This is a genomic window from Enterobacter cloacae complex sp. P29RS (genome assembly GCF_014893445.1).
GTDB classification, from domain to species: Bacteria; Pseudomonadota; Gammaproteobacteria; order Enterobacterales; family Enterobacteriaceae; genus Enterobacter; species Enterobacter intestinihominis.
Map to the genome: position 1 here is coordinate 157970 of NZ_JADBPZ010000006.1, position 15173 is coordinate 173142.

Consider the following 15173-nt stretch of genomic DNA (forward strand, 5'->3'; position numbering starts at 1 on the left):
GCGGATCTATTATGCAAATTCAGGCAGTTTTATTTTGTCGCCGGACAGGCCTTGACGACCGGTAAGCACAGACGATGGCGCATACGCAGCGTGGCCAGCGCCAGCACTCCCATCATGGCCGTTTCCACCATCAGGAAGACGTTGACTGCCTGGGTGTAATCTCCGTGATGATTTTGCAGCCCGTGCAGCAAAATCGCGCCGAAAATGGCCGGGCCAAGCCCCAGCGCAGCCTGTTGCAGCGTGCTTAAAATCGCGCTCGCGGACCCCGCGTCGTCAGGCTGAATATCGCGCATCCCGATACGGTAGAAGCTGTTTACAATCAGCGCCTGCCCGTAACCCACCAGCCCGGTGGCCGGGGCCAACGTCAGCGCGGTATTCTGCATTCCCCAGTGACGGAACGTGGCGATCAGCGCCACCAGGCCGACAAGCTGAATCGCAAGCCCGGTCAGCAGGATGGCGCTGGTGCTGTAGCGGGCAATCAGGCGTGGGGCGAACCAGGCGGAAATAAAATAGGTGACGCCGAGCGCGATAAAGCTGTTCCCGGACTGCCACGGCGCCATCCCCAGACCGCTTTGCATGGTCAGCGCCATACAGAACATAAACCCGGACCAGACGCTGAAAAAGAGTATCCCGATCAGCACGCCAAAACGGATGCTGCGCAGCTGCAACAGGCGCGGCGCGATAAGCGGGTGGGCATTCTCACGCTCTTTCTTACGCGCGTTTAACACCATCAAAAAGCCCAGCGGCACAATCGCCAGCAGCGCGGCCTTCAGCGGCCACGACCAGTGCCACTGCGGGCCGAGCGCCATCGGGAACAGCAGACAGCACAGTATCGCCGTCAGCAGGACAGTACCGGTCCAGTCAATGCGCGACGGCGTATCGCGGCGAGTTTCCGGCACGTAGCGACGGCTCATCGCCAGCACCACCAGACAAATCGGCACGTTGATAAAGAAGGCGTTACGCCAGCCAAGCCCGGCGATGTCCGCCGACACCAGCCAGCCGCCACCCATCTGGCCGACGATAAACGCAATTCCGCCGATACCGCCGAACAGACTGATCGCTTTGGCGTGTGCCGTTCCTTTTAACGTCACGTGCAACGTCGCGAGAATTTGCGGCATGATCAGCGCGGCGCCCGCGCCCTGGATAATGCGCGCGGCAAGCAACTGTTCGATATTGCCCGCTATGCCGCACAGCAGCGAGGCCAGGCCAAAACTCGCCACGCCCCACATAAACAAGCGACGGCGGCCAAGGTTATCGCCCAGCTTGCTGCCGGGGGCCAGACAGACGGCAAAGGCCACGCCGTAGAGGGCGACGATCAGCTCCAGTTCGGTGGCGGTGGCGTGTAACGAATGGGTGATGGAATCCAGCGCCACGTTGGTGATCGAGGTATCAATCAGCGGCAGCATCTGGCCGGTTAACAGCAATATCAGGCCCGCACGACCCGGTGAAACAACTGACGTATTCATGGTGACTCCATTGCGTCAAACAGCGTAGAGTCGTAGCATCAACCATCTGATAAACGGGTACCAGTTCTTGCTTATACTGGTACTGGCACTACCATGCAGGAGATGTTATGGCGCTGATGTCTGAACCTGTCACCTCTCTCCAGGATGACACCCGCAAGCAGCTGGGCGCGTTTTTGCGTGCCCGGCGCGAAAGCCTCGATCCGCAGCGGCTCGGCTTACCGCGCAGCGGCCGTCGCCGCACGCCGGGCCTGCGCCGGGAGGAGGTAGCGATGCTCGCGGATGTCGGTGTGACCTGGTACACCTGGCTGGAACAGGGCCGGGACGTCAATCCGTCCAGCGCGGTGATGGCCGCCATTGCAAAAGCGCTGCAATGCACCCCGACCGAAGCCCGGCATCTTTTTGTGCTTGCCGGTTTGCCGCCGGGCGAAGCCCCGCAGGCGGTGTGCTGTGAGGGGATCAGCGAAGGCACGCGTCGCCTGCTGGATACCCTGATGCCGAAGCCTGCCAGTATTCAGAAACCGAATTTCGATATCGTGGCGTGGAACGACAGCTTCGGACACCTGATGGGCGTCGATTTCAACGCTATCCCGCCGGAAGATCGCAACTGTATTTACCTGTTCCTCACCCATCCGGCGTGGCGCGCGCGGCTCGGCAAACGTGACGACGTGCTGCCGATTTTCGTCTCCTACTTCCGCGCGGCAATGGCTGAGCACCGTGGCGACCCGCTCTGGGAAGCGAAGCTGGCGCGTTTTTTTGCGGTGTCTGAGGAGTTCAAAACCCTGTGGCACCAGCGTAACGACGTGCGCGGCGTGGAGAACCAGCTCAAGCTGTTCACCCATCCCGAGCTGGGGGATTTTCATCTCCAGCAGATGTACTGGTACTCCGCCCCGCGAAACGGATCGCGGCTGCTGGTCTATTTACCGGTGGACGAGGCAGGGGAGAGGGCGATGGCGTGGCTGGAGGCGCAGGGGAAATAAGTTTTTTGCGAGGGGCTTTCAGGGAATAAGAGCTGGCTCTGCTAAGCGGATGAGACAGGTATAAGTTGGCGTTTAACTTAAACCAACCGACTGAATCGACATCATTTCGATGAGGGATTAAGTCGACTATACTCACGCCATGAGAAACAACAAATGTCGCCACTGATGATTGATTCCGCAGACTTCAGCCAAAAACTCGGCCTTATCTCCCGAAACGTCGAACACACCGAAGCGTTCCTGGCACGAGGTACGGCGGATTTTCATCTGCCGGGGTTTCTGCTGCCTGTGGGATACCGGCTCCTGAAATCGCGTTATGGTGATGAATATCGTCTCGTGACCACCGATGACGGCAAACCTTATACGGCGTATGCCGTAAAGCTTAAATTTCATAAAGAAATTACCTTTCCCCACGGTGCCGCCACGCAGGTGATGGTGTGGCGTACTCCGCGTGCCGTTCATCAACGCGTGATAAGCGGGTTGCCACAACTCTTTTTTCAGTGGGTGCTAAGCGAATACGACATCGTTGTCTCTGACAGCGAACAAACGGGAGACGGGCAACGGTTCTGGCTGCGCATGATCGACTGGGCGTTTACCATGAACTATCGCATTAGTGTGGCGGACGGTACGGTGGGAGAAGAGTGGACGTTAACGCCCGTAAATTCCTACGCTGAGCTGGAAGAGCGCTGGATTGCTTTTGCCTGGGGAAACGATCGTGAGGTCCATCCGCATCGCAGGCTTGTCATCAGTAAAGCGTAACGGGCCGCATGCAGCGGCCCATTTTCATTAGCATTCAGTCACAATCGTGCTCAGCGGCAGGCGAGACTTCGGCAGCGTGGCATTGAAATCCTCAACGCTGTGATGCCCAACAGGCACCACCACCAGGCTGGTGAAGCCTTTCTCTTTCAGGCCGAACTCTTCGTCGAGGATTGCGGCATCGAAGCCTTCAATCGGCACTGCGTCCAGGCCCATCGCGGCCACGCCCAGCAGGAAGTTGCCGACGTTCAGGTAAACCTGCTTCGCCATCCACTGGTCGTCATCTTTCAGATCCACGCGGTGCATGTCGGCAAAATAGCAGCGGCCTTTGTGGTTCGCGGCTTTTGCTTCTGGCGTGGCGAAACGGCCGTCAGCCTCTTCCTGATCGACGACGCGCTCAAGCCAGGCATCGTCCATCGCGGTTTTCGCACAGAACACCACCACGTGAGAGGCATCCAGCATTTTGCGTTCGTTAAACACATAGGTGCCCGCCGCGGATTTTGCCACGCGCGCTTTACCCTCTTCAGTGCTGGCAACAATAAAATGCCACGGCTGGGAGTTGGTGCTGGACGGGCTGTATTGCAGCAGCGTTTTGATTTTTTCCGCTTCTTCTGCGGTCAGTTTTTTGGCTGGGTCGAACGCCTTGGTAGAGTGCCGTTTCAGGGCGACAGAAATAATATCCATAACAACTCCTGGTGATGAAATTCGCCCGCGGGCGGGCGTGAAAGGAAAGCAGATTACCGCGCGAAGCGGGAAAAGATAAGTGCGATTCGAGCGCTTATTCTGTTCGTCTCAGACGAACAATCAGGCTGGCCGAATCCACTTCTGATCTTTTTTCGGCAGTTTATCAACGACCAGATTCCACGAATCCGTAATCAGGTCGGTGACCAGTTCAGGCGTGATGTCGTCCGTGCCATAAAGGGAGATCCAGTGTTTTTTATTCAGATGGTAGCCAGGCTCCACGCCACGGTAGATCTGCTGATTGAGCAGCGATTTTTCCGGATCGGATTTCAGGCTGACGTGGGCCCGACCGTGAGCGGTCGCCATCAGCATAAAAATTTTCCCGCCCACCTTAAACACGTCATACTCCGGGCCAAACGGCCAGCAATGTTCGGTAAAAGGCATCTCCAGCGCGACGCGTCTGGCATGTTCCTGCAAGGCTTTACTGTCCATGGCTCTCTTCCTCAGCAAGCCCGCGCCACATGGCTTCAAAGCCCAGCGCTTTAAAATCGACGGCACGGGACGGATCGCGCGCGGCAAACTCCATGGTGGTTTCAGCCAGCGATAAGAATATTGCATCACCGAAGGTCTTAAACTCGTCAGACATAAACACCGGGCGCACCGAGCGGTGACACAGTTCGTGTATTTCCGGGAACATGTCTTTCACCGCCTGCTCGGTTTCAATGTTCAGCTTTTCACTGACGCCAATCTGGCGGATAGCCGCATGCGCCAGGGGGTTACGAATGCCCCAGTCCACATAGCTATTCCAGATATTACGGGTATGCTCTTTTGGCTGGGTGATGGTGCGATCGAGGTTCGCCAGCATGGTCTGGCAAAGATCCTGCTTCAGATGCAGATAGAGGGCATTCAGCAGATCGTCTTTGGTAGCAAAGTAGCGAAACAGTGTCCCTTCAGCGACGCCCGCATTACGGGCAATTAACGCCGTTGAGGCGGCAATACCTGACTGCGCAAACGCAGCCGTTGCTGCTTCCAGTAAGGCCTGTTTTTTATCTTCACTCTTCGGACGTGCCACTAAATTTTTCCTCCCGCCATTTGTAAAAACCCTGATTGAAACACGTGCTTTGCCACGCTGCAACGCGGAATGTCAAAGATCGAAAACCTTCTTGACGGCGTAATCATCCTATCTATAATGAGTGCTTACTCACTCATAATCAAGTTCAACCCGCGCAAACTATCGGACAGGGCGCGTTGGCGGGTCAGGATAATGAAAAAGCCTCTATTCATCTGCGTGGTGTTAGTTATGATTATTGCTTCAGCTGCCAGTTTACCGTTTGTACTGAATGCCGGATTTGGCCAGCCACCGCAGGGTGCGCAGCTCTCTGAAGTGGAGGCCTCTCCGCACTATCGCGACGGGCAATTCCATAACACGCTCCCTACCCCGGGCTTTACCGGGCAACAAAATATGCTGGTGGCGTGGTGGCAGTTTCTTACCCGTAAAACCGAAAACGCCCGTCCTGCGCAGCCGCTGCCGCTGGTGAAAACCGATCTGGCGAGCCTGCCGCCTGAGCAGGACACGCTGGTGTGGCTCGGCCACTCCTCCTGGTATATGCAGCTGGCGGGGCAACGAATCCTGATCGATCCGGTTCTGAGTAACTACGCCGCACCGTTCTCCTTCCTCAATAAAGCCTTTGCGGGGGAGTACCCGTGGCGTGCGGAGAGCATGCCGGAGATCGACCTGCTGATTATCTCCCACGATCACTATGACCATCTGGATTACGCCACCATCAAGGCGCTGCTGCCGAAGGTTAAGCGCGTGGTCACCCCGCTGGGCGTGGGTTCGCATCTGCGCTACTGGGGGATGAACCCTGAGATTATCGACGAGCGGGACTGGAACCAGTCGGTACGTATCAGCGATGCGCTGACGGTTCACGTGTTGCCGGCGCGCCATTTTTCCGGGCGCGGCATTAAGCGTAACCAGACCCTGTGGGGCAGCTTTATGTTTGTCTCTCCGGAGCAGAAGGTCTACTACAGCGGAGACTCCGGTTATGGCCCGCACTTCAAAGCAATTGGCGAGCAGTTTGGCGGAGTTGACTTAGCCATTATGGAAAACGGCCAGTACGACCAGGACTGGAAGTACATCCATATGCATCCGGCGGAAACGGCGCAGGCCTCGGCAGATCTCAATGCCAGAGCGGTCGTACCGGGACATAACGGGCGTTTTGTGCTGGCGAAACATACCTGGAACGATCCACTGATCCAGCTGGCGAAAGCCAGTAAGGATAAAAACTACCGGCTGCTGACACCGGAGCTGGGCGAGCCCGTGCGGGTGAGTGATACCACGCAACAATTTCGCGAGTGGTGGGAATAATGTTTAAGCGAGAAGCAGAGGGGGAGAGCTGTATGACGATTTCCGCTCAGGTCATTGATACGATTGTCGAATGGATCGATGACAACCTACACCAGCCGTTACGCATCGAAGAGATTGCCCGCCATGCGGGTTACTCAAAATGGCATTTACAGCGGCTGTTTATGCAGTACAAAGGCGAAAGTCTGGGGCGCTACATCCGCGAACGCAAGCTGCTGATGGCGGCGCGCGATCTACGTGAGTCAGACGAGCGCGTGTACGATATCTGCCTGCGCTACGGGTTTGACTCGCAGCAGACGTTTACCCGCATCTTTACCCGCACCTTCAACCAGCCGCCCGGGGCGTACCGCAAAGAGAACCATAGCCAGACACATTAACATGTCGCGTGTAGGCCGGGTAAGGCGTAGCCGCCACCCGGCTTTTTTGTGGGCTCGGTGCCCGTAATTGCCCGGTGGCGCTGCGCTTACCGGGCCTACAAATCACTTACCACCGATAATTCACCGTCGCCGTCACCGTCCGGCCAATCCCGTAGAAGCACGCCGTATCGCTTGCGCATGACGCCACATACTTCGTGTCCGCCACGTTATTGACGTTGAACTGCACGCTTGCCCCTTTCAGGCTGCGGTTCATCTCGCCCAGATCATAGCGCAGCATCGCGTCATACAGATCCACCGATGGCACCTTAAAGGTGTTCTTCGCATCGCCGTAGCTGGTGCCGATGTAGCGCATCCCCACGCCAGCGGTCAGGCTCTTGAGCGCCCCGCCCGGAACGGTATAGCTGGCAAACGCAGACGCCATATGCGTCGGGATACGCGCCGGGGTCTTGCCCTCGGTGCCCGCCACCGTGGTGCTTTCGGTTTTTGCATCGGTGTAAGTGTAGGAGCCAATCAGGTTGATGTTATCCATCAGCGTGGCGTGGATTTCCGCTTCAGCGCCTTTCGAACGCACCTTGCCCGCATTTTCGAACCAGCTTTCAGCGCTGTTATAGGTCGCTACGTTGTCCTGAGTTAAATCGTACAGCGCGAGAGTCATCAGCGTGGTGTCGACCGGCTGATATTTCAGGCCAATCTCGGTCTGCTCACCGGTAGTTGGCCTGAATGGCGCGACGCCCGGCGCACGGTTGGTTTGCAGGTTCGGCTCAAACGACGTGCTGTAGCTGATGTACGGCGAGAGGCCAAAATCGAACGCGTACAGAAGGCCAGTGCGCCAGGTAAATTTGCTGTCGTTCTGCTGCGTAAAGCTATTATCGGTGAAGTCGTTGGTACGCACTTCGCTCCAGTCGTAGCGCCCGGAAACCAGCCACTCCCAGTTGTTCCAGCTCATCTGATCCTGAAGATACAGCCCCATCTGGTCGAGATTTTGCTGCTCGTCGGAGGCCGTTTTGAAGGTGCTTTCATCCACGTTCACGCCGTAAACCGGGGTTGTCCAGTCGAGGTCATACTGTGAGCCGCTCCCGCGCGCCAGCAGCTGTTTATCCTTGCTTGTCTTGTAATCAAACCCGCCGAGCAGGGTATGGCTGACGCTCCCGGTCTCCAGCAGATATTCCAGCTGGTTATCGAGGCCAAATTCATTGGTCGTGCGCTCTTCACGCTGGGCGCGACGGGTCAACACCGTGCTGTTGGCCGCGCTGTTGGCGTAAACCAGATAACGGTATTTCTGCTTGATGGTGGCGTAACGGGCGTTCTGGCGGAAGGTGAGGTTGTCGGCGAACTGGTGTTCCAGCTCGTAGCCAATCATCGTCTGCTCGCGCCAGGACTGATTGTAATTCGGATCGCTGACGTTAAAGTCGCGCGGGATGTACTTCCCGTCGACGCTTTTCACCGTGCCATACGCGGGCAGGAAGTTGCGGTATCCGGCATCCGGATCTTTCTGGTAGCTGGTCAGCAGCGTAAAGCGGGTCTGATCGTTCGGATACCAGGTGATCGCCGGGGCGATCGCCATCCGCGTCTCTTTATAATCGTCCACCTGATTATGCTGCGTACGGGCGATACCGTTCACGCGATACAGTACGCGGCCGTCGTCGCTCAGCCTGCCGCCGAAATCAAACGCACCTTCGGCGAGATCGTTATTGCCGGTGCGGAACTGCACGTTGTGAATGGCCTCCGCCGTCGGGCGCTTGCTGGTCATGCTGATTAACCCGCCAGGATTCACCTGACCAAACAGGACCGACGCCGGGCCGCGCACCAGCTCCACGCGCTCCAGCAGCCACGGGTCAACTGTGCCCGTCTGTGATGAGGCCGTTGCGCCAAAGCTTAAGCCGTCGAGGAATTTTGGCACGTAGCTAAAGCCGCGCACAAACACCTCGTCGTTACGGTTAGACGAGCCCCGGTATTCGGTAAACACGCCCGCCGAGTAGCGCAGCGCCTGCGAAACGGATGTGACGTCCTGCATGTTCATTTGATCGCGGGTGATCACCGATACCGACTGCGGCGTCTTCACAATCTCCGCGCTGGTCTTGGTGGCGGAGAGCGTTTTCGTCGCCACAATGCCTTTTACGGGCGCAGTGGGCTCTTCACTCACGCCCTGCGTCACCGTAATCGTTTCTTCTTTCGTTTCTGCCTGAGCCGCGACGCTGGTCGTCGCCAGACTCATCAGCCAGAGATACATTATCTTATTATTTTTAAACATTTTTATTGAACGTCCTTGGTTGCTATCGCCATAAAAACACCGGTAAATCGCCGTTGATGATATTGCAAATTATTACCATTTGCATTAGCGTTGTTAACAAATTTCGTTGGGGAACAAGCGGTAATGAAGAGGGTATGGAGTGGGTTGCTGTTGGGGATCGGCGCGCTGCCCGCCGTGGCGGCAACGTGCGAGCAGTCGTCCCGGCAGGGCGATGTTCAGGGAAAGTTTGATGCCAGCGGCGAAGTCTGCTTCTCCCTGCCTGAACTGGGTGAAAATTACGTTTCCGCCACGCTGAATGGCGTGACGGATGCGCGCCTGCTGGATGGGCAAAACCGCCGCATCCGCACGCTGATCGAAAATGGTCCTGCGGACGGGGAACACACGCTGCTGTTTGCCCTGCCGGTGAAACAGAACACCTCGCTGGTGCTACACGGCGAAGCCGGTAAGCCGTGGCGTTTTCAGTGGCGGATGAAAGAGACCTCTCCATTACCACGCGTGCAGATGCTGGCGCCAGTAAGCCCGACGCTAAAGGCGCTGGCAAACGTCATTTCTGCCGGTGGAAGTACCGAGGCGTTCTGGCAGGCGCAGCGTCGACAGGGAACGCCAATGGTGGAACCGGTAGATGCGAACCATAAGCGCGTGACCTTTCTGTGGCGCGGCGCGCGGGATAACGTCTTCATTCTCGGCTCTCCGGCGGGGGATCACGATCCGCTGTTCCGCCTGGGCAACAGCGACGTCTGGTTCCGCAGCTACGTGGTCCCCGCTGATACGGTGATGCAATATAAGCTCGCCCCCGATGTGCCGATCGTTGAAGGCTCTGCCCGCGATCAACGCCGTGCCATCCTGGTGAGCGCACAGGCCGATCCGCTTAACCCGAACACCTTTGGGGAGCAGAAGGCGGATCGATGGAACCGTTACTCGCTGCTCGATCTCAGCCCGGCGCGCTACTGCTCCGTTCAGGCCACGGCAAAGCCGCTGGTGCACGGGACGTTGAGCCGTCAGAGTTTTTCCAGCCACATCCTCGGCAACGCCCGCGACGTGATGATCTACCAACCGCGCGGCGCACAGCCCGCACGCTGGACGTTAATTCTGTTCGACGGGCAGATTTATCAGGACGAATACCATTTTGCCAACGTGCTGGACGGTCTGATTGCCCGGCATCACCTGCCACCGATTAACGTGGTGTTTATCGACAGCCTCGATCACGCCCGTCGCGGCAACGAGCTGCCGCCGAACCCGGAATTTGCTGACTTTATGGCGCACGAGCTGCTGCCGTGGCTGCGCGGGCAGGGCATCGGCATGCAGCGGCAGAAAACGGTGCTGGCGGGGTCGAGCTACGGGGGAATCGCGTCGTCATGGGTGGCGCTGCGCTATCCGCGCCTGTTTGGCAACGTGCTGAGCCTTTCCGGCTCCTACTGGTGGGCGCCGAAAGGTGACGCCCCCGGCTGGCTGACGCGTCAGTACCAGCAGTCGCCGCCGTATCCGGTGCGCTTCTGGTTACAGGCCGGAAAGTTTGAAACCACGGGGCCGGGCGGCGGCATTTATCGCACCACGCAGGATTTTGAACAGGTGCTGAAGGAAAAAGGCTATCGCGTCAGCTTCCACCCCTCATCCAGCGGCCACGACTACGCGGCCTGGTGTGAAGCACTGATCCACGGGATGCGCGATCTTACTGGCTTACGACGCCAGTGAAAACCAGCGGCGCCAGATGAAACGCAGGATAAAGAATTCGATGGCGCCGAGCACCAAAAACCACAGACAGAACAGAATGGTGTACAGCTGATTCAGATCGACCATATGAAAGGTCTGAACCAGTTTCTGCGCCAGCACCAGACCCAGCGACGGCGCAGGTAACAGCAGACAGGAGAGCAGGGCCATCAGCAAAATGCCCCCTGCGGTGAGCAGCGATTCTAACGGGTGTTTCATCTTAATGTTAATCGTGAGTTAAAAATGTCATTGTCCGGCATCCTGAAACGTAAAGCAATATCATCCCCACTGGCAAAATTGAGTGAAAGGCCACCGTTATTCTGCGAGTTAATAACGGGAAATAGATAATATTTCCGGGGCGATTAAATTAATATCGCGTAATGTAAATAAACGTCTTTTTCACGAAAATAATTTTACAAAGCTATAGGTGCTATATCCAATTAACGTCGCAATAACAATGGCTGCGACAATGTATAACGCCAGGCGCCGCCCGCGATAAATACCAAACATGCTTCCTCCTCGTTTAGTGTTGGTTTAGAAATATTTTGTAAAAATCAACGCGTCGAAATAATTTTAATCAGTTTTGAATAACCGGATAGTCAATATATTGCGGTAGATCAATTTAACCCGCAAGACTTAAAAATGAATTATTTAAAGCCAGAAAGGAATTCCGGCTTCCGTCCACCGGATATTGAAGGAAAAATACCATGACCAAAAAAAATTTCTCGCAGAATATGCCACCCGCAGGCGGGCAGGCGTACCAGCAGACCGTAGAGCAGGTGCTTGCTCAGGCACAGAGCCAGGCGAATGGCCTGGACCGCACCGAGGCGCAGGCACGTTTGCAGAAGCATGGCCCGAACGCGCTGCCGGAGAAAAAAGGCAAGCCGGGCTGGCTGCGTTTTCTCGCGCATTTTAACGATGTCCTGATTTACGTCCTGCTGGCGGCCGCTGTATTAACGGCTGTAATGGGACACTGGGTTGATACGCTGGTTATCCTGGGTGTGGCGGTAATCAATGCCTTAATTGGCCACATTCAGGAAATTAATGCAGAAAAATCCCTGAAGAGTATTCGCAATATGCTCTCCAGCGAGGCGCGCGTAATTCGTAATGGTAACCATGAAACCATCCCGACGACGGAAATCGTCCCGGGCGATATTATTGTGTTGCGCGCAGGAGATCGTATTCCGGCGGATATGCGCTTAATTGAAGCGCATAATTTACGCGTGGAAGAGGCAATTCTGACCGGCGAATCCACCGTGGTGGATAAACACATTAATCCGCTGAGCGGTGAACTGCCGCTGGGCGACCGCACCAATATGGTCTTCTCCGGGACGACCGTAAGCGCGGGCGGTGGCGTTGGCCTGGTCACCGCGACCGGTAAGGATACGGAGCTCGGCCACATCAACCAGATGATGGCGGGCATTGAAAAGCACCGCACCCCGCTGCTGGTGCAGATGGACAAGCTGGGCAAAGCGATTTTCGCCATCATTCTGGCGATGATGGCCGCGCTGTTTGTCTTCAGCCTGGTGTTCCGCGAGATCCCGATGGGCGAGCTGCTGCTCTCCCTGATTAGCCTGGCGGTAGCCTCCGTACCGGAAGGTCTGCCGGCGATTATCTCCATCATCCTCTCTCTGGGCGTACAGGCGATGGCGCGTAAGCGGGCGATTATCCGCAAGCTGCCGACGGTTGAAACCCTGGGCGCGATGACCGTGGTCTGCTCGGATAAAACCGGCACCCTGACCATGAACGAGATGACGGTGAAAGCCATCATTACCGCCGATACGTGCTATCGCGTGGACGGCAACAGCTACGAGCCGGTGGGCAACCTCTACCTCGAAGGCAGCGACGAGCCGGTGCAGATCCAGCCGGGCACCGTGCTGGAGCAGTACCTGCGCACCATCGACCTGTGTAACGACAGCCAGCTGATTCAGGACGAGCGCGGCCTGTGGGGCATCACCGGCGGCCCGACCGAGGGCGCGCTGAAGGTGCTGGCGGCAAAAGCCCACCTCGCACCGGTCGAGACCACCCTGGTCAACAAGATCCCGTTCGACTCGCAGTACAAGTACATGAGCACCCACTACCAGATTGGCGGTGAGGAGCAGATATTGATCACCGGCGCGCCGGACGTGATTTTCGCCCTGTGTGAGCAGCAGCAGACCCGCAACGGTGCGCAAGCCTTTGACCGCGCGTACTGGGAAACGGAGATGGAGCGCTATGCGCGTCAGGGGCTGCGCATGGTCGCCGCGGCGTTCAGGCCAGCGAACGGTGAGCAGGCACTGACTCACGACGACCTGAGCCACGGCCTGATCTTCCTCGGCATTGCCGGGATGATGGATCCGCCGCGTCCGGAAGCGATTGAGGCAATTAACGCCTGCCAGCAGGCGGGGATCCGCGTGAAGATGATCACCGGGGATCACCCGCAGACGGCGATGAGCATAGGCCAGATGCTGGGGATCACTAACAGCGAGCAGGCGGTCACTGGCTATGAGCTGGAGAAGATGGACGACGCGGAGCTGGCCGAAGCGGCGGTGAAGTATGACATCTTCGCCCGTACCAGCCCGGAGCATAAGCTGCGCCTGGTGAAAGCGTTACAGGACAAAGGCGAAATCGTCGGCATGACCGGTGACGGCGTGAACGATGCGCCAGCGCTGCGTCAGGCGGATGTGGGTATTGCGATGGGCATCAAAGGCACGGAAGTCACCAAAGAGGCGGCGGACATGGTCCTGACGGACGATAACTTCGCCACCATCGCCAGCGCGGTGAAAGAGGGGCGTCGCGTTTACGACAACCTGAAGAAGACCATTCTGTTCATCATGCCGACCAACCTGGCGCAGGGGCTACTGATTGTGATTGCGCTGCTGGCGGGGAACATCATTCCGCTGACGCCGGTGCTGATCCTGTGGATGAACATGGCGACCTCCGCCACGCTCTCCTTCGGCCTGGCCTTCGAGGCCGCCGAGCGCAACATCATGCGCCGCCCACCGCGCCAGACCGGGCAGCACGTGATGGACGCCTACGCCGTATGGCGCGTGGCTTTCGTCGGCACCATGATTGCCATCGCCGCCTTTGCGCTGGAAGCCTGGCTGGCCCCGCGCGGGCACAGCGCGGAGTTCATCCGCACCGTGCTGCTCCAGATGCTGGTCTGCGCCCAGTGGGTGTACATGATTAACTGCCGCAACACCGAAGGGTTCTCCCTGAACCGCGGCCTGCTGGCGAACAAAGGGATCTGGCTGGTAACGGGCGTACTGTTCCTGCTCCAGGCGGCGATCATCTACCTGCCGTTTATGCAGATGCTGTTCGGCACCGAAGCGCTGCCGCTGCGCTACTGGTTCGTGACGCTGGCGGTGGCGGGGGTGATGTTCTTCGTCGTCGAAATCGAGAAGCGACTGACCCGCAGGTTCCGTAAGGCTGCATAACTAAAACCTTACCCCTCACCCTAACCCTCTCCCCAAAGGGGAGAGGGTGTTCAAGTTCCCTCTCCCCTTTGGGGAGAGGGTTAGGGTGAGGGGAAAATACTGAGGTACTCCCATGAAACTCCCACTTCTGTTCGCGCTCCTCGCCGCTACCCTGCCGCCCGCATTCGCCGCAGTCATTCCCGTGCGTGTCGCCACCGTGGAGCAGACCGCCCACGCCGCCGAACGTCAGATCCCGGGTCGCATTGAAGCGATTCACACCGTTGAACTGCGCGCGCGTACGGAAGGCGTCATCACCAGAATCCACTTCCGCGACGGCCAGTACGTGAAAAAGGGCGACGTGCTGTTCGAGCTTGACGACGCCGAGCCGCGCGCCGCCCTGCGCCTGGCGCAGGCCGAAGTGAGAAGCGCCGAAGCCACGCTGCGTCAGGCGCAACAGCAGCTGTCCCGCTTCGAAAGCCTGGGCAGCAGCAACGCCATCAGCCGCCACGATGTGGACAACGCCCGCATGCAGCGCGACGTAGCGAGCGCCGCGCTGGAGCAGGCGAAAGCCCGTCTCGACACCCGCAGCGTCACCCTCAACTACACGCGCATTACCTCACCGATTGACGGACGCGTGGGGCACAGCAACTTTCACGTCGGCAGCCTGGTGGATCCTGCCAGCGGTGTGCTGGTGGAGGTGGTGCAGCTCGATCCGATCCGCATCGCCTTTGCGCTGGAAGAGGGCGCGTTTGCCACCAAAGCCGGACAGCATGCGGATATCAGCGCCATGAAGCAGGCCTGGCAGGCGCTGATTGACAGCAACGGCCAGCGCGTCAGCGGGGAACTCACCTCCGTAGACAACCGCATCGACCCGCGTACCGCCAGCGTGATGCTGCGCGCCGAGTTCGCCAACCCGCGCCATCAGCTGCTGCCCGGCGGCAATGTGAACGTCTACCTGCGTCCGGCAAGCGAGCAGCCTGTCCTGACCCTGCCCGCCGCTGCCGTACAGCAGAATGGCGACGGGTTCTTCGCCTGGGTGGTTAACGCCGAGGATAAAGCCGAAATGCGTCCGCTGAAGGTCGCCGGGCAGATGGGCCAGCAGTTCCAGATTGCCTCCGGCGTTAAGCCCGGTGAGCGAGCAATTACTGACGGTGCGCAGCGCGTGCAGCCAGGCGCTGCCGTTCAGATACTGAATTAAGGA

13 protein-coding genes are annotated in these 15173 nt (G+C 58.0%); 7 read left to right on the forward strand and 6 right to left on the reverse strand.

All coding sequences use genetic code 11. The features are described 5' to 3' along the window. Positions 1 to 29 precede the first annotated feature (29 nt). The gene (locus IM282_RS06635; protein ID WP_063201234.1) at positions 30 to 1466 is read right to left on the reverse strand and encodes an MFS transporter; all 1437 of its coding nucleotides are present in this window, start codon (positions 1464 to 1466) and stop codon (positions 30 to 32) included. A gap of 107 nt (positions 1467 to 1573) precedes the next feature. Here IM282_RS06635 and IM282_RS06640 point away from each other — a divergent pair, with 107 nt between their 5' ends. Further along, positions 1574 to 2443 (forward strand): helix-turn-helix transcriptional regulator, encoded by an 870-nt coding sequence (locus IM282_RS06640; protein ID WP_022647328.1) that lies wholly within the window; start codon positions 1574 to 1576, stop codon positions 2441 to 2443. 153 nt (positions 2444 to 2596) lie between these two features. Further along, positions 2597 to 3199 (forward strand): hypothetical protein, encoded by a 603-nt coding sequence (locus tag IM282_RS06645; protein WP_023299508.1) that lies wholly within the window; start codon positions 2597 to 2599, stop codon positions 3197 to 3199. 27 nt (positions 3200 to 3226) lie between these two features. Here IM282_RS06645 and nfsB read toward each other — a convergent pair whose 3' ends face one another. The 3 genes from nfsB to IM282_RS06660 form a co-directional block, all read right to left on the reverse strand. Further along, positions 3227 to 3880, reverse strand: a complete 654-nt coding sequence (gene nfsB, locus IM282_RS06650) for an oxygen-insensitive NAD(P)H nitroreductase (RefSeq protein WP_003858884.1) — start codon at positions 3878 to 3880, stop codon at positions 3227 to 3229. A 120-nt stretch (positions 3881 to 4000) separates the two neighbouring features. Beyond that, on the reverse strand, positions 4001 to 4369 hold the full coding sequence (locus tag IM282_RS06655) for an MmcQ/YjbR family DNA-binding protein (RefSeq protein ID WP_022647330.1): 369 nt from the start codon (positions 4367 to 4369) through the stop codon (positions 4001 to 4003). Beyond that, complete coding sequence (locus IM282_RS06660; protein ID WP_023299509.1) at positions 4359 to 4949, reverse strand: TetR/AcrR family transcriptional regulator; 591 nt, start codon at positions 4947 to 4949, stop codon at positions 4359 to 4361. The genes IM282_RS06655 and IM282_RS06660 overlap by 11 nt, the downstream gene beginning before the upstream one ends. Before the next feature lie 192 nt (positions 4950 to 5141). Here IM282_RS06660 and IM282_RS06665 point away from each other — a divergent pair, with 192 nt between their 5' ends. Next, a complete protein-coding gene (locus tag IM282_RS06665) occupies positions 5142 to 6245 on the forward strand; it encodes a RomA family MBL fold metallo-hydrolase (protein ID WP_146877024.1) in 1104 nt (367 codons plus the stop codon). Positions 6246 to 6277: 32 nt separating this feature from the next. Further along, positions 6278 to 6619 (forward strand): RamA family antibiotic efflux transcriptional regulator, encoded by a 342-nt coding sequence (locus IM282_RS06670; protein WP_017694370.1) that lies wholly within the window; start codon positions 6278 to 6280, stop codon positions 6617 to 6619. A 106-nt stretch (positions 6620 to 6725) separates the two neighbouring features. On the opposite strand, the gene IM282_RS06675 is transcribed toward IM282_RS06670, so the two are convergent. Next, on the reverse strand, positions 6726 to 8870 hold the full coding sequence (locus IM282_RS06675; protein WP_192970244.1) for a TonB-dependent siderophore receptor: 2145 nt from the start codon (positions 8868 to 8870) through the stop codon (positions 6726 to 6728). 123 nt (positions 8871 to 8993) lie between these two features. On the opposite strand from IM282_RS06675, the gene IM282_RS06680 reads away from it, so the two are divergent. After that, positions 8994 to 10562, forward strand: coding sequence for an alpha/beta hydrolase-fold protein (locus IM282_RS06680; protein WP_126291322.1), 1569 nt, complete (start codon positions 8994 to 8996; stop codon positions 10560 to 10562). Here the strand turns inward: IM282_RS06680 and IM282_RS06685 are convergent. Next, the gene (locus IM282_RS06685) at positions 10548 to 10796 is read right to left on the reverse strand and encodes a DUF1158 domain-containing protein (protein WP_003858875.1); all 249 of its coding nucleotides are present in this window, start codon (positions 10794 to 10796) and stop codon (positions 10548 to 10550) included. The two genes, IM282_RS06680 and IM282_RS06685, sit on opposite strands and share 15 nt — an antisense overlap. Before the next feature lie 488 nt (positions 10797 to 11284). On the opposite strand from IM282_RS06685, the gene IM282_RS06690 reads away from it, so the two are divergent. Both IM282_RS06690 and IM282_RS06695 read left to right on the forward strand, forming a co-directional pair. Then, a complete protein-coding gene (locus IM282_RS06690; protein ID WP_192970245.1) occupies positions 11285 to 13993 on the forward strand; it encodes a cation-transporting P-type ATPase in 2709 nt (902 codons plus the stop codon). A 112-nt stretch (positions 13994 to 14105) separates the two neighbouring features. Next, positions 14106 to 15170: an efflux RND transporter periplasmic adaptor subunit gene (locus IM282_RS06695; RefSeq protein ID WP_192970246.1), complete on the forward strand. Its 1065-nt coding sequence runs from the start codon at positions 14106 to 14108 to the stop codon at positions 15168 to 15170. The last annotated feature ends 3 nt before the right edge of the window (positions 15171 to 15173 follow it).

What these genes read in the sequence shown, in the direction of transcription:
- IM282_RS06665 (WP_146877024.1), top strand. Translation starts at nt 5,142, where the DNA reads ATGAAAAAGCCTCTATTCATCTGCGTGGTGTTAGTTATGATTATTGCT.
- IM282_RS06685 (WP_003858875.1), bottom strand. Translation starts at nt 10,796, where the DNA reads ATGAAACACCCGTTAGAATCGCTGCTCACCGCAGGGGGCATTTTGCTG.
- IM282_RS06690 (WP_192970245.1), top strand. Translation starts at nt 11,285, where the DNA reads ATGACCAAAAAAAATTTCTCGCAGAATATGCCACCCGCAGGCGGGCAG.
- IM282_RS06675 (WP_192970244.1), bottom strand. Translation starts at nt 8,870, where the DNA reads ATGTTTAAAAATAATAAGATAATGTATCTCTGGCTGATGAGTCTGGCG.
- IM282_RS06655 (WP_022647330.1), bottom strand. Translation starts at nt 4,369, where the DNA reads ATGGACAGTAAAGCCTTGCAGGAACATGCCAGACGCGTCGCGCTGGAG.
- IM282_RS06695 (WP_192970246.1), top strand. Translation starts at nt 14,106, where the DNA reads ATGAAACTCCCACTTCTGTTCGCGCTCCTCGCCGCTACCCTGCCGCCC.
- IM282_RS06680 (WP_126291322.1), top strand. Translation starts at nt 8,994, where the DNA reads ATGAAGAGGGTATGGAGTGGGTTGCTGTTGGGGATCGGCGCGCTGCCC.
- IM282_RS06670 (WP_017694370.1), top strand. Translation starts at nt 6,278, where the DNA reads ATGACGATTTCCGCTCAGGTCATTGATACGATTGTCGAATGGATCGAT.
- nfsB (WP_003858884.1), bottom strand. Translation starts at nt 3,880, where the DNA reads ATGGATATTATTTCTGTCGCCCTGAAACGGCACTCTACCAAGGCGTTC.
- IM282_RS06640 (WP_022647328.1), top strand. Translation starts at nt 1,574, where the DNA reads ATGGCGCTGATGTCTGAACCTGTCACCTCTCTCCAGGATGACACCCGC.
- IM282_RS06635 (WP_063201234.1), bottom strand. Translation starts at nt 1,466, where the DNA reads ATGAATACGTCAGTTGTTTCACCGGGTCGTGCGGGCCTGATATTGCTG.
- IM282_RS06645 (WP_023299508.1), top strand. Translation starts at nt 2,597, where the DNA reads ATGTCGCCACTGATGATTGATTCCGCAGACTTCAGCCAAAAACTCGGC.